General features: G+C 66.3%; 18 protein-coding genes. 7 read left to right on the forward strand and 11 right to left on the reverse strand.

Going from position 1 to position 19,693, the window contains the following annotated elements; translation table 11 throughout:
• Positions 1–616: DUF5631 domain-containing protein (locus DQP56_RS11015; RefSeq protein WP_112685339.1), on the forward strand; the 616-nt coding region annotated here is incomplete at its 5' end.
• Between the two features lie 258 nt (positions 617–874).
• Here the strand turns inward: DQP56_RS11015 and DQP56_RS11020 are convergent.
• Positions 875–1,600: an acetoacetate decarboxylase family protein gene (locus DQP56_RS11020; RefSeq protein ID WP_165824982.1), complete on the reverse strand. Its 726-nt coding sequence runs from the start codon at positions 1,598–1,600 to the stop codon at positions 875–877.
• Positions 1,601–1,640: 40 nt separating this feature from the next.
• Between DQP56_RS11020 and DQP56_RS11025 the strand changes: the two genes are divergently transcribed.
• Entirely contained in the window at positions 1,641–2,858 is a 1,218-nt protein-coding gene (locus DQP56_RS11025; RefSeq protein WP_435673850.1) for a cytochrome P450, read from the forward strand.
• Between the two features lie 12 nt (positions 2,859–2,870).
• On the opposite strand, the gene DQP56_RS11030 is transcribed toward DQP56_RS11025, so the two are convergent.
• From DQP56_RS11030 to DQP56_RS11040, 3 genes are all read right to left on the reverse strand, one after another.
• Positions 2,871–3,746, reverse strand: a complete 876-nt coding sequence (locus tag DQP56_RS11030; protein ID WP_112685343.1) for a type IV toxin-antitoxin system AbiEi family antitoxin — start codon at positions 3,744–3,746, stop codon at positions 2,871–2,873.
• A gap of 80 nt (positions 3,747–3,826) precedes the next feature.
• Positions 3,827–4,849: an NAD-dependent epimerase/dehydratase family protein gene (locus DQP56_RS11035; RefSeq protein ID WP_112685345.1), complete on the reverse strand. Its 1,023-nt coding sequence runs from the start codon at positions 4,847–4,849 to the stop codon at positions 3,827–3,829.
• Positions 4,849–5,649, reverse strand: a complete 801-nt coding sequence (locus DQP56_RS11040; protein ID WP_112685347.1) for a crotonase/enoyl-CoA hydratase family protein — start codon at positions 5,647–5,649, stop codon at positions 4,849–4,851. Before DQP56_RS11040 ends, DQP56_RS11035 begins: the two co-directional genes overlap by 1 nt.
• Before the next feature lie 69 nt (positions 5,650–5,718).
• Between DQP56_RS11040 and fadD19 the strand changes: the two genes are divergently transcribed.
• Together fadD19 and DQP56_RS11050 are read left to right on the forward strand one after the other, a co-directional pair.
• On the forward strand, positions 5,719–7,359 hold the full coding sequence (gene fadD19 / locus DQP56_RS11045) for a medium/long-chain-fatty-acid--CoA/3-oxocholest-4-en-26-oate--CoA ligase (RefSeq protein ID WP_112685349.1): 1,641 nt from the start codon (positions 5,719–5,721) through the stop codon (positions 7,357–7,359).
• Between the two features lie 64 nt (positions 7,360–7,423).
• Complete coding sequence (locus DQP56_RS11050; RefSeq protein WP_112685351.1) at positions 7,424–8,839, forward strand: WS/DGAT/MGAT family O-acyltransferase; 1,416 nt, start codon at positions 7,424–7,426, stop codon at positions 8,837–8,839.
• 69 nt (positions 8,840–8,908) lie between these two features.
• Here DQP56_RS11050 and DQP56_RS11055 read toward each other — a convergent pair whose 3' ends face one another.
• A complete protein-coding gene (locus tag DQP56_RS11055; protein ID WP_112685353.1) occupies positions 8,909–10,462 on the reverse strand; it encodes a succinic semialdehyde dehydrogenase in 1,554 nt (517 codons plus the stop codon).
• 42 nt (positions 10,463–10,504) lie between these two features.
• Positions 10,505–11,305, reverse strand: a complete 801-nt coding sequence (locus DQP56_RS11060) for a hypothetical protein (RefSeq protein ID WP_234825613.1) — start codon at positions 11,303–11,305, stop codon at positions 10,505–10,507.
• A gap of 140 nt (positions 11,306–11,445) precedes the next feature.
• Here DQP56_RS11060 and DQP56_RS11065 point away from each other — a divergent pair, with 140 nt between their 5' ends.
• Complete coding sequence (locus DQP56_RS11065) at positions 11,446–11,877, forward strand: DUF6636 domain-containing protein (RefSeq protein WP_112685355.1); 432 nt, start codon at positions 11,446–11,448, stop codon at positions 11,875–11,877.
• A 9-nt stretch (positions 11,878–11,886) separates the two neighbouring features.
• Here DQP56_RS11065 and DQP56_RS11070 read toward each other — a convergent pair whose 3' ends face one another.
• Positions 11,887–12,549, reverse strand: a complete 663-nt coding sequence (locus tag DQP56_RS11070) for a DUF3298 domain-containing protein (RefSeq protein ID WP_234825614.1) — start codon at positions 12,547–12,549, stop codon at positions 11,887–11,889.
• Between the two features lie 325 nt (positions 12,550–12,874).
• Between DQP56_RS11070 and DQP56_RS11075 the strand changes: the two genes are divergently transcribed.
• A complete protein-coding gene (locus DQP56_RS11075) occupies positions 12,875–14,731 on the forward strand; it encodes an ABC transporter ATP-binding protein (RefSeq protein WP_286167742.1) in 1,857 nt (618 codons plus the stop codon).
• A 20-nt stretch (positions 14,732–14,751) separates the two neighbouring features.
• On the opposite strand, the gene DQP56_RS11080 is transcribed toward DQP56_RS11075, so the two are convergent.
• The 4 genes from DQP56_RS11080 to fadD17 form a co-directional block, all read right to left on the reverse strand.
• Positions 14,752–14,919, reverse strand: coding sequence for a lasso RiPP family leader peptide-containing protein (locus tag DQP56_RS11080; RefSeq protein ID WP_112685359.1), 168 nt, complete (start codon positions 14,917–14,919; stop codon positions 14,752–14,754).
• A gap of 58 nt (positions 14,920–14,977) precedes the next feature.
• On the reverse strand, positions 14,978–16,771 hold the full coding sequence (locus DQP56_RS11085; RefSeq protein WP_112685361.1) for an asparagine synthase-related protein: 1,794 nt from the start codon (positions 16,769–16,771) through the stop codon (positions 14,978–14,980).
• Positions 16,771–17,463 (reverse strand): lasso peptide biosynthesis B2 protein, encoded by a 693-nt coding sequence (locus DQP56_RS11090; protein WP_112685363.1) that lies wholly within the window; start codon positions 17,461–17,463, stop codon positions 16,771–16,773. Before DQP56_RS11090 ends, DQP56_RS11085 begins: the two co-directional genes overlap by 1 nt.
• A gap of 197 nt (positions 17,464–17,660) precedes the next feature.
• Complete coding sequence (gene fadD17, locus DQP56_RS11095) at positions 17,661–19,181, reverse strand: long-chain-fatty-acid--CoA ligase FadD17 (RefSeq protein WP_112685394.1); 1,521 nt, start codon at positions 19,179–19,181, stop codon at positions 17,661–17,663.
• 29 nt (positions 19,182–19,210) lie between these two features.
• Here fadD17 and DQP56_RS11100 point away from each other — a divergent pair, with 29 nt between their 5' ends.
• Complete coding sequence (locus DQP56_RS11100; protein WP_112685365.1) at positions 19,211–19,693, forward strand: nuclear transport factor 2 family protein; 483 nt, start codon at positions 19,211–19,213, stop codon at positions 19,691–19,693.

Raw genomic sequence — 19,693 nt, forward strand, 5'->3', positions numbered from 1 at the left:
GCGCAAAGCCGATGCGGTGGCGCGCCAGGCACCGAACCTGGCCTGGGCGGCCGGCTTGCGCGACGACGAGAGCACCATCGTGCTGGTAACCGATTTGGCCGGAGGCTGGATTCCTCCCGGCGTTCTCTTGCCGCCCGGCGTCACGCTGCTCGCTCCCGCCCAACGCCGACACGATTTGAACGTGGTTGATCTACTCGGCGCGGTCATCGCTACCGCGACACATCAGCCCAACACCTATGTAGCTGAAGCCGGCCCCAACGACCCACTTCCGGGCGCTGGGGAGCGCGCCCGCTACGGCCAGCGCATCGACGAACTCGGGCCCACGCTCACCGATGCGGCGGGCGCCAGCTCTCGGCTACCGCGCATAGTGCAGACGGTCGCCCACGCCGTGGCCCGCAGATCCGGTATCGCCGACAACGAAATTGAACGATTCCGCAATGTCATCGCCGACACCGCAGACAAGGTGCTCTCGGCTTATCCTCACCACCTGCCCCGGGATGTCGCCGACTGGATGCTGCTGGCGGCCATTGATGCCCTGATCGACGGGAGCGAAGAGCTCGCCCGCTATCACCTGGCCTGGCATCAGGTCGTTGCCCCGGGCAGGCAAGCCGCATGAGTGCGCCTGACGGGTCGCCGTGCGGCATGGCAATGGCCGGTCTGAACCAGTTGCTGGATTCAGAAGCAGTGGCGCGCCTGGACGCCCGGACAAGAAGCAAGCGTGGACGACAGCCGCCGCTGCGATCAACCACCTACGCGCACGGCTAACAGAGATCTGCGAAGCCGGGGATCAGGCCTGCTACGCAGCTGTGGCCTCCGCCCTGCCGGACGACGCCAAGCTCACGCAGCTCAACGCCATCACCAAAGACAGACTCCGTTAGCGGCCAATAACCTCGGCATCCCCGAACGTCATCTCGACGTGCCCCACCGTCGACGACATCATCGGCTGCTTGGGCAGGCCCAGCGCGGCCAGCTCACGTGCGTACGGGTGGGTGCCCAGTCGCAGCGTCGTACCGCCTAACGACCCGCGAACCCCGGAAACTCGCATCTCCCAGGGCACTTGGCGGGTCACGCCATCGAGGTGACTGAACGCCTGCAGCGTCCGCGGCTTCGAGGTGAACAGACTCGGTACCGGTAGCCCGCGCCCGAATTCCATCGTGGCGATGTGCTGGCCGCCGGCGGCCACATCGAACCCCAGCCGCTTGCCGTCGCGAACGGTGAAGTCCGCCATGATCTTCGGGAACCCCCAGATGGTGCGTCCGGCTTCTAATGTAAATCCTTGATCCACCGGCAGGTGGTGGATGAACGCACCGGCGGAGCCCAATGCGCGCCAGCCACGGGCGGACGAACCTGGCGGGTTGACCATCACCGCGGTACCGAACTCGTGGTACTTCCCCAGGTCGCCGTCGATGTAGCGGGCCAGCATCAGGTTGACCACCGCCTGCCCGGGCCGGTACTGGAAAACCTGCAGGCCGCTGTAGTCGATCATCGCCTGCGCGGCGTCCGCCGAAACCGAGAACATCGCGGAATGCACATCCGCCTGACGGACGCGGACCGGCATGGTAAGCACAGTGCCAGCGATGGTGTGCTGTGAAAGAGCCATGACGCCCACTGTAATCCGGAGGATGCTGATGACTGAGGTTATGGCTGATGTGAAGCCGATGACCAAGCCTGATGTCGACTTGACCGACGGCACTTTCTACTCCGACGGGGGAGCGCGCGCCGCCTACAAGTGGATGCGCGCTCACGAGCCGGTGTTCCGGGACCGCAATGGTCTGGCCGCCGCGGCCAGCTACGCCGCGGTGATCGACGCCGAACGCAACCCCGAGCTGTTCTCCAGCACCGGAGGGATCCGGCCCGACCAGCCGGGCATGCCGTACATGATCGACATGGACGACCCGGAACATCTGGTGCGCCGCAAGCTGGTCAACGCCGGCTTCACCCGTAAGCGGGTGCACGCCCAGCTGCCGTCCATCGGAGAACTCTGTGACAGGTTGATCGACGCGGTCTGCGAGCGGGGTGAGTGTGACTTCGTCCGCGATATCGCAGCGCCACTGCCGATGGCGGTGATCGGCGACATGCTCGGCGTCCTTCCCGAAGATCGTTCGAAGCTGTTGAAGTGGTCCGACGACTTGGTGGCGGGGCAGAGCTCGCACCTGGATCCGGCATCGGCGACGTTCCAGGCGGTCATGGAGGCGTTCGCCGGCTGGACCGAATTCACCCGCGACATCATCGTCAAACGGCGGGCCGAACCCACCGACGACCTGTTCTCCGTTCTGGTCAACGCCGAGGTGGACGGGGCGGTGATGTCCGATGACGAGATCATCTTCGAGACCCTGCTGATTCTGATCGGCGGCGACGAGACCACCCGGCACACGCTGTCCGGCGGCACCGAACAGTTGTTGCGCCACCGCGATCAGTGGGACATGCTGCGCGCCGACGCGAGTCTGCTGGCCGGGGCGATCGAGGAGATGTTGCGGTGGACCTCCCCGGTGAAGAACATGTGCCGCACATTGACCGCCGACACCGAGTTCCACGGTACCCAGCTCAGCCAGGGTGAGAAGATCATGCTGATGTTCGAATCGGCGAACTTCGACGAGGCGGTGTTCGACGACCCCGAACGGTTCGACATCAAGCGCGACCCCAACAGTCATGTCGCGTTCGGCTTCGGCACCCACTTCTGCATGGGCAACCAGCTGGCCAGGCTGGAGCTTTCGCTGATGACCGAGCGGGTACTGCAGCGGCTGCCGGATCTGCGACTCGCCGACGGTGCGGAGGTGCCGCTGCGACCGGCGAACTTCGTATCCGGTCCGGTGTCCATGCCGGTGGTGTTCACGCCGAGCAAGCCGGTGCTCGCGTAACCGAGCGTGTACTCAGCGCGAAAAGCGCGCCCGAAAATCGCTGGGAGTACACGCTCGTCGCGCCCAGGCGTCCGCGACCCGGCCAAGGATGCCGCCGTCGGTGTCTTCGAGGGTGATCCGCAGGTCGATCCAGCCGAGCCCGGTCACCGTCTCGTGGCGTCGGATGTCTTGGTTGAAGCGCCGTGGATTGGTGCGGTGATGTTCGCCTTCATAGTCGAGGCCGACCATGATCTCCTCCCAGCCCATGTCTATGACCGCGACAAGCTGCTGCCATTCGTCGTAAACCGGGATCTGTGTCTGCGGCGGCGGGTAGCCGGATCGAATGAGAAACAGTCGCAGCCGGGATTCCCGTGGTGAGTCAGAACCGGTGTCGACGAGCCGCAGCGCGATTCGGGCATCACAGATCCCGCGGCGTCCCCGGTATCGTTCGGCCAGCAACTCGACTTCGGTGATCTTGAGGTCGGTGGCCTGTCCGAGGGCGTCGATGGCCGCGACCGCCTTGACCTGGGAATAGCGGCAGGCCAGGTCCAATGCGGTGCGGGCCGGCGACGTCACCGGTATGCCGCCGATCAGCTGCACCTCGTCTTCGCCGACGCGGTCCGACCAGGAGTGGATGTGTTTGGGTGGCCGGCGACAGTCGTAGAGCAATTCAGCTGGCGCGTGGTCATCGACCCATTTCGCGCCGTGCAGCGCGGCGGCCGACTGGCCCGCGACGACGCCACGTCGCCGCGACCACAGCCACGCGGCTTGGGCTCGCAATACCGCGGTGGGTCGAGTACCGGCTGGAACATAAACGTCCGGATGGATCGCGACGAATCGGCTCCGCAAGGCGTAGGGCGTCAGCCGCCCGCTTCGGATGGCCTCGCTGCCCAGGAACGGTGTCGCCATGGCGGGAGTCTGCCGACTACCACTGACACAACCGCCGAACGTGTACTGGCTGCGAAAATGCCACCGAAATTCGGCAGTGGTTACACGTTCGGCGGGATGGTTGGCGGCAGGACCGGCGCAGCGGGGCTGAGCCCAGCCCGCAAAGACTCCACAATCGCGTCCACAGGCGAACGCCACTGCAAGCCGAGATCCGCCAACGTGGCCGAGTCGTCGGTCGGAGTGGCCGAGGTCAGCAGCCAGGCCGCCTCGTAGCTGAGCGACTCCGGCAGCGGCAGCAACTTACTGGCCAGATCGCTGACCCAGCCGATGCCCTTGAAAACACTGGGGGCCACCCGGATTCGGCGCACCGGCTTGCCCAGGCCCCGCTCCACCGCGGCGATCATCTCGTCGAAGCTGACCATGATCCCGCCGCACAGGTAGCGGTGCGGGCCTCGACCGGGCTTCATCAAAGACGAATGCACCTGGCCGACATCGCGCACGTCGACCATCGCCATACCGCCGCGCACTACCGGGGCCACCCGGTACTTCACGATCGGCGCCCAGCCCCGCTCGGTGACGCCGGGTGCCGTCCAGAACGCGGGACCGACCACGCTGGAGGGATAGGTGACCACGACCGGGTGCCCCTCGTCCTGCAGTCGCCGGGCCACCCGCTCGCCGTAGGCCTTGGTGCGGGCGTAGGCGCTGCGCCCGGGAACGGTGGGCGAGTCCGGGCCGATAACACCGTCGGGCGGCGGGAACAGTGCGCTGTAGCTGCTGACCGACACCACGGGGTCCAGGCCGGCTTCCACCGCGCGGGTCAGGATCGCCTCGGTGGCGTAGGCGTTGATGTCCCACATCAACTTCTCTTGCCGGTCGTTGGTGCCGACCACTCCGGCGGCGTGCAGCACCGCGTCACAGCCCTCCAGCAGCGCGGCCACCACCGCGGTGTCGCGGATGTCGCCGTCGAGCACCTCCAGCGTGCCCAGCTCGCGCAACCGCGGAATGACGGGCTCGTCACCGCAGCCCGGCGCGACCAGCAGATGCACCGAATGCCCGGCTTCCAGCAGTGCCCGAACGGTGTGGGCGCCGAGGTATCCGGTGCCGCCGGTGACAGCGATCCGCATCAGCGATTCTTGAACTCGGGCTTGCGCTTCTCGGCGAAGGCGCGCGGTCCCTCCTTGGCGTCCTCGCTCAAGAACACCTTGATGCCGATCTTGGTGTCGATCTGGAAGGCGTCGTTCTCGTGCATGCCCTCGGTCTCGTGGATGGTGCGCAGCATCGCCTGCACCGCCAGCGGACCGTTGTTGTTGATCTGCTCGGCGATCTCCAACGCCTTGTCCAGCGCGGAACCGTCGGGCACCACGTGGCCGATCAAGCCCATCTCCAGCGCCTCGGCGGCGGTGATGTGCCGACCGGTAAAGAGCAGGTCACACGCCATCGTGTACGGAATCTGGCGGACCAGGCGCACCGCGGAGCCGCCCATCGGGTACAGGCTCCACTTGGCCTCGGAGATGCCGAATTTGGCGCTCTGCCCGGCGATGCGGATGTCGGTGCCCTGCAGGATCTCGGTACCCCCGGCGATCGCGGGCCCTTCCACTGCGGCGATCAGCGGTTTGGTCAGCCGGCGGCCCTTGAGCAGTCCGTCGATGCGTGACGGGTCGTAGCTGCCGTCTTTGAACGAGTCGCCGGGCGCCTTCTTGTTGGCCGCCTTGAGGTCCATGCCGGCGCAGAAGTAGCCGCCGGCGCCGGTCAGGATGCATGAGCGGATGTCGTCATCGTTGTCCACCCGGTCCCAGGCCTCAACCATGATCGCCAGCATTTCGCCACTCAACGCGTTGCGGGACTCGGGCCGGTTCAGCGTGACGATCAGCGTGTGCCCGCGCTGTTCAACCAGGGCGTGGGGCTGTTGTGACGACTCGCTCACCGGCGTCCGCCTTTCCGCGTTGAGGCCTCGACTTGAAAACGAAATGTAACACGTTCTAGTTTGTGTGGTGTGGCTCTCAACATCGCGGATCTCGCCGAACACGCCGTCGACGCCGTTCCGGATCGGGTTGCCCTGATCTGTGGGGACGAGCAGCTGACCTACGCCCAACTGGAGGAGAAGGCCAACCGGCTGGCCCACTACTTGATCGACCAGGGCGTCAAGAAGGACGACAAGGTCGGCCTCTACTGCCGGAACCGCAACGAGATCGTCGTTGCGATGTTGGGCATCGTCAAGGCCGGCGCCATCCTGGTCAACGTCAACTTCCGCTACGTCGAGGGCGAGCTGCGTTACCTGTTCGACAACTCCGACATGGTCGCGCTGGTGCACGAGCGCCAATACGCCGACCGGGTCGCCAACGTGCTGCCCGACACCCCGAACGTCAAGACCATCCTGGTGGTCGAGGACGGCAGCGATCTGGACTACGCCCGCTACGGCGGTGTGGAGTTCGAGGCCGCACTGGCTCAGGGCTCACCGGAGCGCGACTTCGGCCCGCGCAGCGCCGACGACATCTACCTGCTCTACACCGGCGGCACCACCGGGTTCCCCAAGGGCGTGATGTGGCGCCACGAGGACATCTACCGGGTGCTGTTCGGCGGCACCGACTTCGCCACCGGCGAGCCGGTCGCCGACGAGTACGACCTGGCCAAGCAGGCCGCGGCCAACCCGCCGATGGTCCGCCACCCGATCCCGCCGATGATCCACGGCGCCACCCAGTCGGCCACCTGGATGTCGCTGTTCAGCGGCCAAACCGTGGTGCTGGCACCGGAATTCGACCCTGATCAGGTCTGGCGCACCATCCACGACCACAAGGTGAACCTGCTGTTCTTCACCGGCGACGCCATGGCGCGCCCGCTACTCGACGCGCTGCTGGCCGCCCAGGCCGAAGGCGAAGAGTACGACCTGTCATCGCTGTTCCTGCTGGCATCCACCGCGGCGCTGTTCAGCCCCAGCATCAAGGAGAAGCTGCTGGAGCTGCTGCCCAACCGGATCATCACCGACTCCATCGGGTCGAGCGAGACCGGTTTCGGCGGCACCAGCATCGTCGCCAAGGGCGAGGCGCACACCGGCGGCCCCCGGGTCACCATCGACAAGACCACCGTGGTGCTCGACGAGGACGGCAACGAAGTCCAGCCCGGCTCCGGCGTCCGCGGCATCATCGCCAAGCGCGGCCACATCCCCGTCGGCTACTACAAGGACGAGAAGAAGACCGCGGAAACCTTCCGCACCATCAACGGCGTGCGCTACGCCATCCCCGGCGACTACGCGCAGGTTGAGGCCGACGGCACCGTCACCATGCTCGGTCGCGGCTCGGTGTCGATCAACTCCGGGGGCGAGAAGATCTACCCCGAGGAGGTCGAGGCCGCCCTCAAAACCCACCCGGACGTGTTCGACGCCCTGGTGGTCGGCGTGCCCGACGCCCGCTACGGCCAACACGTGGCCGCGGTGGTGCAGCCGCGCGGCGATGCTCGGCCGTCGCTGGAGGAGATCAACACCTGCGCACGCACCGAGATCGCCGGCTACAAGGTGCCCCGCAGTCTGTGGTTCGTCGACGAGGTCAAGCGTTCCCCGGCCGGCAAGCCCGACTACCGGTGGGCCAAGGAGCAGACCGAAGCCCGTCCCGCCGATGAGGTACACGCCAACCACATGTGATGGGCCCAGCGAGATTCCCGCGATCCGTATCCGGTGACCGGGGTCGCGGGGCTAGTCTCGGTCGATGCAGCGACTTTCGGGCGTCGACGCCGCGTTCTGGTCTGCCGAGACTGCGGGCTGGCACATGCACATCGGTGGGCTGGCGATCCTGGATACCAGCCAGGCACCGAATTACAGTTTTGGGCTGGTCCGCCAACTGCTGATCGAGCGCCTACCGCAACTGCCGCAGCTGCGCTGGAAGGTCAGCGGTGCGCCGCTGGGTCTGGACCGGCCGTGGTTCGTCGAAGACCACGAACTCGACATCGACTTCCATGTGCGGCGTATCGGCGTCCCGGCCCCGGGCGGGCGCCGCGAGGTCGAAGAGCTCGTAGGCCGGTTGATGTCCTACAAACTGGACCGTTCCCGACCGCTGTGGGAAGTGTGGGTGATCGAGGGGGTCAACGGCGGCCGGGTCGCGACGCTGACCAAGATGCACCACGCGATCGTCGACGGTGTCTCGGGCGCGGGCCTCTCCGAGATCATGCTGGACGTCACGCCGGAACCGCGTCCACCGGAACCGCAGGCGATCGGATCGCCAACCGATGACGGCATTCCCAGCTTCGAGCGCCGTGCCATCGGTGCGCTGGTCAACGTCGCGGTCATGACGCCGTTTCGCATCGGCCGGTTGCTGCAACAGACCGTCCGTCAGCAGATCGCCACGATCGGTCTGGGCGTGGCACGTAAACCGCCACGCTACTTCGACGCCCCGGTGACCCGGTTCAATGCCAGCGTGTCGCCGCACCGGCGGATTACCGCCTGCCGCGTCGAGTTGGCCCGGGTCAAGGCCGTCAAGGACGCCTACGGCGTGAAACTCAACGACGTCGTGCTCGCCATGGTCGCCGGCGCCGTCCGGCAATATCTGAGTGAGCGCGGCGAGTTGCCGGACAAGCCGCTGGTCGCCCAGATCCCGGTGTCGACCCGCACCGAGGAGAGCCAGGGTGAGGTCGGCAACAAGGTCAGTTCGATGACGGTGTCGTTGGCCACCGATCTCGAGGGCGCGGGCCAGCGGCTCAAGATGATTCACGAGAACACCCAGAGCGCCAAACAGATGGCCAAGGCACTGTCGGCGCACCAGATCATGGGCCTGACCGACACCACACCGCCCGGGTTGCTGCAGCTTGCCGCGCGCGCCTACACCGCGACCGGCCTGTCGAATCGGCTGGCCCCGATCAACCTCGTCGTCTCCAACGTTCCCGGCCCGCCGTTCCCGCTCTACATGGCCGGCGCGGAAGTGGAATCGCTGGTGCCGCTGGGGCCACCGGTCATGGACGTGGCGCTGAACATCACCTGCTTCTCCTACCGCGACCACCTCGACTTCGGGTTCGTGACCACCCCGGAAGTCGCCGAGGACATCCACAAGATGGCCGATGCCATCGAACCGGCGCTGGCGGATCTGGAGCATGCCGCCAGCCGGGGCAAAGCCCGGACAGGTCGTCGCTGATCGGCTCGGCAGCACCGAGCAGCGTCACGGCTGCGAGCGTCGGCGGCCAGCCGGTGGCGGGTCGAAGCGCTACCGGCCGGGTAGCGCCTGGACCAGGCGGATCATCGGGGTCAGCAGTTTCTGCCACAGCGGACCCGGGATCCCAAGCGGCGGATCCAGATTCAGAACCCGGGCAGTGGAGACCGTCTGCGACTCGGTGTACTTCAGGATGCCGTCGGCGCCGTGGCGGCGGCCCACCCCGGACGCCTTCATCCCACCCATCGGCGCCGCGGTGCTGCCGAATGCCAGTGCGTAGCCTTCGTCGACGTTGACGGTGCCGGACTTGATCCGGGCGGCGATCGCCTCACCCTGCGCCTTGGTTGCAGCCCACACACTGGCGTTGAGCCCGTACTCGGTGTCGTTGGCTTTGGCGATGGCCTCGTCGACGCTGTCGACGGGGTATATGGAGACCACCGGCCCGAACGTCTCGTTGCGCCCGCATTCCATCTCGTCGGTGACGTCGGTCAGCACGGTGGGTTCGAAGAACAGCGGCCCGATGTCGGGGCGGGCGTTACCGCCGGCGATAACCTTGGCGCCCTTGGCCTTTGCGTCGTCGACATGATTGGAGACGGTTTTGATCTGGTCTTCGGAGATCAAGCTGCCCATGTCTGCGGAGAAGTCGTAGGCGGCCGACAGCTTCATGGCGCGCACCTGCTCGGCGAACTTCGCGGCGAACTCGTCGGCGATCTCCCGTTCGACGTAGATCCGCTCGATCGAGATGCACAGCTGCCCGGCGTTGGAGAAGCAGGCCCGAGTGGCGGCTTTGGCGACCTCGGGCAGGTTCGCACCCTTGGTGACGATCATCGGGTTCTTGCCGCCCAGTTCGGCAGAGAACCCGATCAGCCGGGCGCCGCACTGTTCGGCCAGCGAGCGGCCGGTGGCGCTGGATCCGGTGAACATCAGGTAGTCGCACTGCTGCACGATCGCGGTGCCGACCACCGACCCCGGGCCGGGCACCACCGCGAACAGCTCACGCGGCAGACCGGCCTGGTACAGCAGTTCAGCGTTGGCCAGCGTGCAGTACGGGGTCTGGCTGTCCGGTTTGACCACCACGGCGTTACCGGCCAACAGTGCGGGAATCGCATCCGAAATCGACAGTGTCATCGGGTAATTCCACGGTGAGATGACCCCGACGACGCCCTTCGGGTGGTGATTGACCACGGTCTTGACGATGCCGGGCAGCAGGCCCTGCACCCGCTTGGGGGCCAGCAGCTTGGTGGCCTGGCGCGCGTAGTAGCGCGCGTTGAGCATGATGTCGACGATCTCCTCCTGGGCCGCCGAACGGGCCTTGCCGGTCTCGGCCTGAGCGACGTCCATCAGGAAGTCCCGGTTTGCGATCACCAGATCGCGGTAGCGCTCGATGATCGCGCAGCGCTCCTTGACGCTGCGGGCCGCCCACTGCTGTTGGGCGGTGCGGGCCTTGGCGAAGGCCGCCGTCACATCCTCGGCGGTGCCCACCGGGATGGTGGTCAGTGGTTTGCCGGTGAAGACCTCGTCGATGGTCTTCGACTGGCGGGCGTCAGCGTCCTCGATGGCGACCAGCGCGCGCAGCCGGTCGAATTCTGCGGTGGACGGAGCGGGCATTGCTGTCTCCTACTCGCGGGTAACAAGTGGTTAGCCGCTAACCTACCCGCCGCAGCGGCCGCCCGGTAGCGCGGCGGCATTGGCGCTGAGCCACTCGGTCATCTGGTCGAGCGCGGCCACCCCGGCATCGAAGCTGCCGTTGTTCGGTTCGGCGGCCATCGCCACCGCGACATCGCCCCGCGGGGTACCGACGATACCGAACTGCCGCACCAGGTAGCCGCCGCCGGGGCCGGGGCCCCAACCGCCTTTGGTCGGTGCGCCGATCTTCGCCAGGCCCCAACGCTGGCTGGTCACAGTGTTTTTCATCAGGCCGACCACCGGGGCGGCAACGGCCATGCACGGCAGGTGGGCGGCGAACACCGCTTGGCGGGCCAGCGGCCACTGGGTCTGGCCGAAGGCGCTGAATTCGGGCCGCAGCCGCCGGGATTCGACTGCGGTGCCGGTGTCGCCGCCGGCCCGTAGCACGGCTTGCACCTGCTGGGCGGCCTGCGGCGCCGGGCCGAGTTCGGACCACAACTTCTCGGCGGCGTCGTTGTCGGAGGCGGTGACGGCCCGGGCCGCGAGGTCTTGCGCATTCGGGCGGTTGGCGTGGATCGCCGCGATTGCCAGCGGGACCTTGATGGTCGACCAGGCCACCCCGTTCTGCAGGGTGCCGAGCGTGCCGGCGCCGTTCTGGCCGACCGGGGCGTAGGCGATACCGATGGTGGCCGGGATGGTGCCGGCCAGTCTGGCGAACGCGGGCTGGAGGGGCTCCGCGGAGGCGGGGGAGGCCGGTAAAACAGGGGAGGCCGGGGCCAACAGGGCGACCAGGACCGCGACGAGTGCTCGACGGGCAGCAGGCATTGCCTCAGTATTGCGTGCCAGGCGGCGGAAATCGTGGCGGCCGACGGGGCGGGTCGGCAGCTATACCCCCTTCGAGGCCACCGCGACGGAAAGGTTCGCGAAAAACCGCACTCATTTCTATTTTGGATTATCGTCTCGGTATGAGAGCCCCCGTCCACGCAGTGATCGCCGCCGCAACCCTGACCGTCGCGGCGATCAGCGGCGCTGCCGCTGCCGCCGCCGAGTCGGAGATGCACTTCTTCGAGTCCCCCAGCGGAAACATCGCATGCCTGGCCGATTCGGACTGGGTTCGGTGCGACGTCCGGGATCGGGACTGGTCGCCGCCGCCCCGGCCGGCAGACTGTCCGAGTCAGACCGGATACGGCCAGGGCATCAACCTCGAGGCCACCGGTAAGCCGGAGTTCGTGTGCGCCGGTGATACCACCTTCGGTGGCGACGCGCGCACGCTGCAGTACGGGGATCGCGAGAAGATGCCCGGCTACAGCTGCGTCAGCGAGACCTCCGGTATCCGTTGCGAGAACGGCGACGGTCACGGGTTCGAGATCGCACGCGACTTCTACCGGCTCTTCTGAGCCTTGTGCTCACCGCTGTGCAAGCACCGCCATGTCGGGCGCCAGCACATCGGTCAGCGCCGCCCACGGCACGGTGATCACCGGCAAGCCGTGCCCGAACTGGTAGTCGGCGAAATGAAGTTCCAAGCCGTCGGCGGTCGGAATCCAGTTCGCGAAGTTCTTTGCGATCGGCCGGTTGCCGGGTTCGTCGAGCATCGGCTCGCCACCGTCACCGTAGACCGTCGGCCATATCCGCTTGGTCTGTTCCGAGAGCCGGTTGAGGCCGTCCTGCTCATCGGAGAACAGGTCGCTCAACGTGATGGGTCTGGCGCTACGGCTGTCGATGACGACCGTGCTGACGTAGTTGTTCGGATGGGCGGCCCCGTGCGCGTAGTAGACACCGGTGAGAAGTTGCGCGAGCGCGGTAGGCCGAAAGAACAACTCGGACTTCACTTCGAAGGTCCACGACGGTATCGAGTCCGCATCGGTGCGCACCTGCTCGATCTGGTCGCGGGCCGAGGCGTCACCGGCTTTGTTGAACGCCTCGGCCACCGAGGGGTCACCACCGGACACCTGAGCGACCTCGGCGTGCCAGCGTCCGCCACCGTCCGGAGTGGCTCCGGCGATCGTGGCGGCCGCGACGGTATAGGTCTTACCGTTGGACTCTCCCGATTCCGAGGCGGCGGTCGGCATGGGATCGGCAGGCGTCCGAGGTGACACCTGAGTCGAAGTCGGTTGCGCTGTTGTCGAACGCGATTCGTTGTTGCCGCATGATGTCACCGAAACTAACGCCACTGCGACGATTGCTGCGAGGGATGTCGTGACGATGTTGGGCATCAGGCGCGCAGGGCTTTCCGGGTTGGCCACAGAAGCTGTGGTCGGCGGGTTACTGGAACGACATCAGCAGATCATCCCACTGTCACAGTGTTCGCGCTGGAAAAAGCGGTGTCGCAAACTGACGACCCTGCCGACGCCTTGATCGAGGAGCGGGTCCATGTACATCCGACGCAGCCTGGTCATGCTGCACACGGTCCGCGGTACGGTACTGCTCTCGGTCCTGCTGGGGTTGTTCGTCACCGCGCTGCCGTTCGTGTCCAACGCGGCGTTCGGGCCGCTGATGCAGGCGGTCGCAGTTGCGGGCATGGACGGCAATCTGGCTGACGTGTGGGGCTCGCGGGGGGCGTTGCTGAGCCGCGAAAGCGGTGGGTCCACCGGCATTTTCGGTTGGCTGACAACACCGGTGACTTTCGCGACGCTGCTGGCGGTATGGGCGGTTTCGCTGGTGCTCGCGCAAGCCCTGAGTTTCGCCAACGCCTGGGTCGGCGCACACGTCGAGCGGAAGCTGCTCAGCGCGATCCTCCAGCGCGTTCACGGCCATATTCAGTCGCTGTCACTGGATTTCTTCATAGGCGCGCGCAGTGGTGCGCTTATCCAGCGAGTACAGCAAGAGGCCCCGTGTGTTCAGCGGCTCTTGACCGAGTGCCTTGTCCCACCGGCAGTCGACGCCGTGGTGCTGCTGATCGCATTGAGCTATCTGCTGGCGCTGTCGTGGCAGATGACGATCGTGTCGCTGGTGCTGGCCCCCTTGGCGCTGATGGCACTTCGCCTCGCGGGGAAGAGGCTTCAGACTGCCACCCGACGGGCGATGATGGCAAACCGCGCCATGAGCAGCGAACTCGCGGAGACCACCAGTGGTATCGCCGAGATTCAGGTATTCAATGCCCAACGTCAACGCAACGAGTTGTTCCGGGTCTCGTCGACGTCCGCAACGAGGAATATGGCCGCGATGAGGATCTGGATGCAGGCCGCGGCCAACGGAGTTCAGGTTTTCATCGCGCTGAGCACCGTGCTGGTGTTGATCACCGGTATCGCATTCAGCGGCCGCTTTGGTCTCACCTTCGCGGGCCTGGTGGTGTTCATCGCCTACGTGCCGACGATGTTCGCGGCGGTGCAGCGGATGGTGTTGGCGTACACGACGTACAAGTCGATCCTGCCGCACATTGCGTCAACGTATGAACTCCTCGACACCGAGGCGACCGTGCGGGAGCGACCGAACGCCACGCCGCTCGGTGAGGTCCGCGGCAGCGTGGTGTTCGACGACGTGACATTCAGTTATTCGCCGCACCAGAAGATACTCGACGGGCTGTCATTCTCGATCGCGGAGGGTGAAACGGTCGCGCTGGTCGGCCCGATCGGATCCGGCAAGTCGACCGTCTTCAATCTGTTGCTCCGGTTCCTGGACCCGCAGGGTGGCCGGATCTTGTTGGACGGACACGATATCCGCGACGTGACGCTGCATTCGCTGCGCGAGCAGGTGTCCAAGCTCGCGCAGTTCCCGTTCTTCTTGAAAGACACCATCCGCGAGAATGTGCGGCTGGGCAAACACGACGCCACCGACCGCGACATCGAAGCGGCATGCGAGCTGGCCCACGTTCATAGCGTGATCTGCGATCCGGCCAAGGTGCGAGACGGCTACGACACCGTCATCGATGTGGAGGTGCCGTCTGGTGGCCAGAAGCGATTGATCGCCTTCGCCCGGTGCCTGCTCCGTCGGCCCGAGGTGTTACTGCTCGACGAGCCGACCGAGAACCTGGATACGGATCAGCGGGCGAGGGTGACCGCAGTGATCCGCGAATATGCCGGCGATCGAACCTGCCTGGTGGTCAGCCATGACATGGATTTCATTGCATCCGTGGCCGATCGGATCATTGTCCTCAGCCAGGGGCGGGCGGTGGAGCAGGGTACCCACGAACAATTGCTCACGCTCGGCGGCCTGTATACGCGACTGCACGCGGCTAACGATGCCGACCCCGCATCGCTCGGGAATGACCGGTTGGCTACGCCGACGCGACCGCGGGACAACAGGCCCCGCTGACCGGCGCAGTCCTGCGGCGGTCAGCGGGGTGGCAGCGGTGCCACCGTGTCGGGGGTGTCGTAGTGCCGGCTGTACCAGCCCATGTAGCCGTAGCCGGTACTGCTGTCGGAAAGGTAGTTACCACTGCCCTGGGTGGCATCACGCACGTCCCCAACGTGCACCACCAGTGGGGGAGAGTAGCTCTGCACCGTAAGACCTCCGTGATCTGATTCCTGCTGGCTACAAAAGTATACGAGCTACCTCGGGTCACGTCCGAAAATCCCTTGAATCGGTACTAAAGTACTCTGATGCGGCAATCCGTTGTGTCGGGTCGGCCGCATGGTGTAGGTGGCGCAGCCAGACCTCGATCTGCATCGCGGTGTAGAACTGGGTCACCGCGCCAATGCGCCCGGCGGAGTGCAGCGCGCGGTCCCAGGCGTCGGCGTCGACATAGCCGCGCTGCACGATCTGCGGATTCGTGCCGAGGTATTCGCGCCAGCGGGGGTTGCGCTCAAATCCGTGCAATATCGCCTCGTCGGCGATCGACTTCGACCGCCGGCGAAGTACGGTCTCGCTGACTAGCCCGGCGAACGCGTACCGTTGCACGGCACGGTCGATCCGAGGATCTGCGGCGATGTCCCACGGCGTGGTCATCGCCACGTCGACCAACGAAGGCGCCAAGAGTGGATGACGCACTTCGATGCCTTCCGGGGCGAACAGCTGGCGGGATCTGGCGAACTCGACGCAGCGCAGGACGCTCTCCACGACGGCCTGGCCGTGCACCGACCGCGCACGGACGGTCGTGGTGACCTGTGCCCGGTGCTGCAGGCGGTGACGCTCGATGTAGTCCTGGCGCAACCACGGTGCCGATGCGGCGATGGGCCGGGGTGGTTCCAGGGTGAGCGTCCGGCCGCTTCGCCATCGCCGCAGCCCGTCGATTGCCGCACGCCGTACCCAGAAAGCGGCGGAACGCCCCAGTTCGGACTGCGCGCCCCATCTCAGCGACTCGCGCTGTAGTTGCGCCCATCGTCCGGTTCGCAACAGGTCGGCCAAGTACCAGGGAAGCAGGCCCGCGAGAAACACGGCGTCCCCGCCCTCGCCGGTCAGAATCGTTCGCACACCCAGCTCCCTCGCAAGAGCCTCCTCGGCAGCGTTGGGTGCCCAGTTGAGAATCCGGCGTGTCGGTGCCGGCAGGAAGATGCCGAGTTCCGGCCCCGCCGTGAAGGGCCCATGCTCGGTGGCGTCGATCGGATGCCACGGTGCCGGCGTCGATCGAAGGGCAGCTCGAATCCAAGAAGACTCGTCGCTGCCCGGGGAGCCGGGATGGACGAAGCTCAGTGCATGTATCGGGGTGATGCCGGTGGCCACGGCCAAGACAGTCGAGGTGTCCAGCCCGCCCGACAACTCGACGGCGTGCGTACCGTCAGACGACAATGCCCCCGCGACAGCATGTTTGACGGCTACGCGCAGTAGCTCCTGGTGCTCGTCGAAGGTTCCCGGGCGCGGCTCCTCGGGTGGACGCCAACCACCTCGTACCCGCAGGCGGCCCGCCCGGCAGCTGGCAAACTCACCGGGTTGCAGTCGGCTTATGCCGCGATACGGCGTTCGGGGCCCCAGATGCAAGCCGGCACTGAACATATCGGCCAGGTAGTCCTCGTCGGGTTCATGCCATGCACCGGTCTGGCGAACCAGGGCGCCGAGGTCGGTCGAGACCACGGTGCCGTCCGTCGCGCCGGCGAAGTACAGCGGACGCAGGCCCATGCGATCCCCGAACAGGACGGCATCGGGGCCGTTCACCACCACCGCGGCGTACTCGCCGACCATGCGTTCGGCCGCGTCGTTGGGCCACCGCCGCAACCCGGCCGCCACGATCTGCGCCAAGGGCGCCGACTTCGCCAGGTCCAACTCCCTGCGGAGCGATGCCGGGCTCGCGAGGAAGCCATGAAACCACACCGCGGATTCGCCGAACCGCTGAAATCCAGGCCACCCGTGGACGCGTGCCGGTGTCTCGGTGGGCAGCGCTACCAGGAATCCATCCAGTGATGGCCGGGCCGGTTGCATCACGCCTGCTGGATCACGGTGAAGCGCCGCAGGTCGCCCTCATTCAGGGCGGTCCCGTTCAACTCCACCCAGGCATGAGCCTCGAACGGGTAGAGCGCCACGCCCATCACGTGCAGAGCCGGCCAACCGGCGGTTCGCAGGAAGCGGGTCAGGGCGAGCGAGCGCGGCAAACAATCCAGCGGAGCCTGGCGGGCCGGGTAGAGGCTCTCGGCGGTTCGGAAGCGTCTCATCAAGAGTTCTACGGCGATGCGTGGCGCACTGGTGTCGGCCGTCGGCCCTACCCGATCTGCGTAGGCCGTTGCGAAGCCCCTTTGCAGATCGCGTTCTGCGGCAATACGTTCCCATAACGCGCGCAGAATGGTCGGGGCGCGCCGCGGTGACCGCTCGATAGGTCGCGGTGTCGCGCGCTGATCGGTGACGAGGCGACCCGCGGCCAACTGGGCCGTGGCGAAGTCGACGAAGTCGGCTGCCAGCGTGGCAGGTGCGACTCCGTACTTTTCGGCGAGGCCGGTGATGTTGCGCTCGTCGGGTGACCGCGTCAGTTGTGCCCACATGGCCGCACCGACCTCGTTGATCACGTCGTAGACGCCCGCGGACAGATCGAGTACCACCAGCTGTCTGGCCACCTCGGCGCAGCGAAGGTTCGGCGCGCAGAACAGCTGCGGCGGGCGAGTGGGTGCCGGATGGGTCACGATGCTTGCGTCCGGTTGGGTGTCGAGGCGACGCCCTGGTCGGCACGATGTTGCCGATGTCGTTCGTGGCCGGGTGGATAGTCGGTGGCGGTCCGAAATGGCCCTGTGGTGCGCCAACTCGAAGAGATTTCCGGAATAGTAGCGGTAAGCCCATTTCTCGGCAAGGTGTCGGCTGGCCAGCGACGTAGCCACGCCACTCAGGAGCGCTCGATCCGGAACACCGGGTCGGCACACTCCAGACCCTCGGCAGACAGCACCCGCTTGAGCACCTTGAACGTCTCGGTGCGCGGTAGCGCGGCGGCCACCCGGACGTACGACGGCCACTGCTTGGGTCCCAGGTCGGGTTGCTCGGCCAGGAATGCCCGGAATTCATGCACGTCGAACGATGCCCCCGGAGCCGTCACCAGCGCTGCCATCACCTGATCACCCACCGCGGGATCGGGTATCGGGTAAACGGCCGCCTCAACAACAGCGTTGTGCCGCAGCAAGATCCGTTCGATCGGCGCGGTGCCCAGGTTCTCGCCGTCCACCCGCATCCAATCCCCCAACCGTCCGGCGAAGTAGGCGTAGCCGGCGTCATCGCGGAACGCCAGGTCGCCGGTGTGGTAGATCCCGCCCGCCATCCGCTGCGCTTCGGCCTCGGGATCGTTGTAGTAGCCCCGGAACTGGCCGGGGCCGCTGGTGTTCACCAGTTCGCCGACCACACCCGGGGGGCATTCTTCGCCGGTATCGACGTCGATGATGGTGTTCCCGCCGGTCAAGGGGCCCAATGCACCGATCGGTGTATCCGGGGTACGGCCGATCGCCACCCCGCCCTCGGTGGAGCCGAAACCGTCGATGACGGTGCAGTCGAACCGCTCGGCGAACCGCTCCAGATCCCGCGGCGCTCCCTCGTTGCCGTACAGGATCCGCAGCGGGTTGTCGGCGTCGTTGGGCCGCTGCGGAGTGGCCAGCACATACGACAGCGGTTTGCCGACGTAGTTGGCGTAGGTGGCGCCGAAGCGGCGAATATCGGGCATGAACCCTGATGCCGAGAACTTTCGACGCAATGCGATCGATGCTCCCGCCGCCAGCGCTACTGACCAACCCGCCATCACCGCGTTGGAGTGGAACAGCGGCATCGACAGGTAGCAGACATCGGCGGACGTCAGACCGAACCGCTGGGCGAGCATGAGCCCGGGGGACGCCGCCTTCTCATGTGTGCAGCGCACCGCCTTCGGATCACCGCTGGTGCCCGAGGTGAAGATCAGCATGAACAGGTCATCGGGTTCGGCGGCGCGGAACGTCACCGAGACATCGTCGAAGCCGGCCAATTCGTCAGCCCAAGAGGGCGACTCGACATCGATCGCGCCGGCGACCTCGGCATCGGTGCTGTTGTCGGTCAGCACCAGCTGGCAATCGGCGTGGGCTACGTCGCGCTGCAACGCTGTCCCCCGGCGGGTGGGGTTGAGCCCCACCGGTACCAGGCCGGTCAGTGCGGCCGCCACCAACAGTGTCGAGAAGAACGGGGTATTGCTCAGCAGCACGCCGACGTGCGGCGGTTTGTCCGGGTCGAGCCGCGCGCGCAGCGCGGCGCCCAACCGAGCGCCGGCCGCGATGTGGTTGCGCCAGCTGACGAAATCGTCCTGGTAGTAGACGCCGCGGTCGTCGACGTCGGCCAGCGGGGCCAGCAGCCCGGTGACGGTGGGCTTTTCGTCGATGGGAGCCGGTGCTGACATGCTGGTCACATTAGTGCTGCAATGGTGCGGTGACTGAATTCGACGCCTTCGCCGACATCGAGGCAATCAAGCAGGTCAAGTACCGCTACCTGCGAGCGCTGGACACCAAGCACTGGGACGACTTCGCCGCCACGCTGGCCGAGGACATCACCGCCGACTACGGCAAGTCGATGGGCAGCGATCACAGCTTCTCCGACCGCGACTCGCTGGTGGAGTTCATGCGGACATCGCTGCCGGGAAACGTGATCAGCGAGCACCGGGTCAACCACCCCGAGATCACCATCACCGGCGCGGACAGTGCTACCGGCATCTGGTACTTGCAGGACCGGGTGATCATGCCCGACTTCAACCTGATGCTGATCGGCGCCGCGTTCTATCACGACACCTACCGCCGCACCGTCGACGGCTGGAAGATCAGCGCCACCGGCTACCAGCGCACCTACGACGCCACCATGCCGTTGTCGGACATCCCCGGGTTCAAGGTGACGTTCGGAGAAGCGCTGCACCGCTGA

The sequence above is a fragment of the Mycolicibacter senuensis genome, assembly GCF_003284925.1.
GTDB lineage: Bacteria > Actinomycetota > Actinomycetes > Mycobacteriales > Mycobacteriaceae > Mycobacterium > Mycobacterium algericum_A.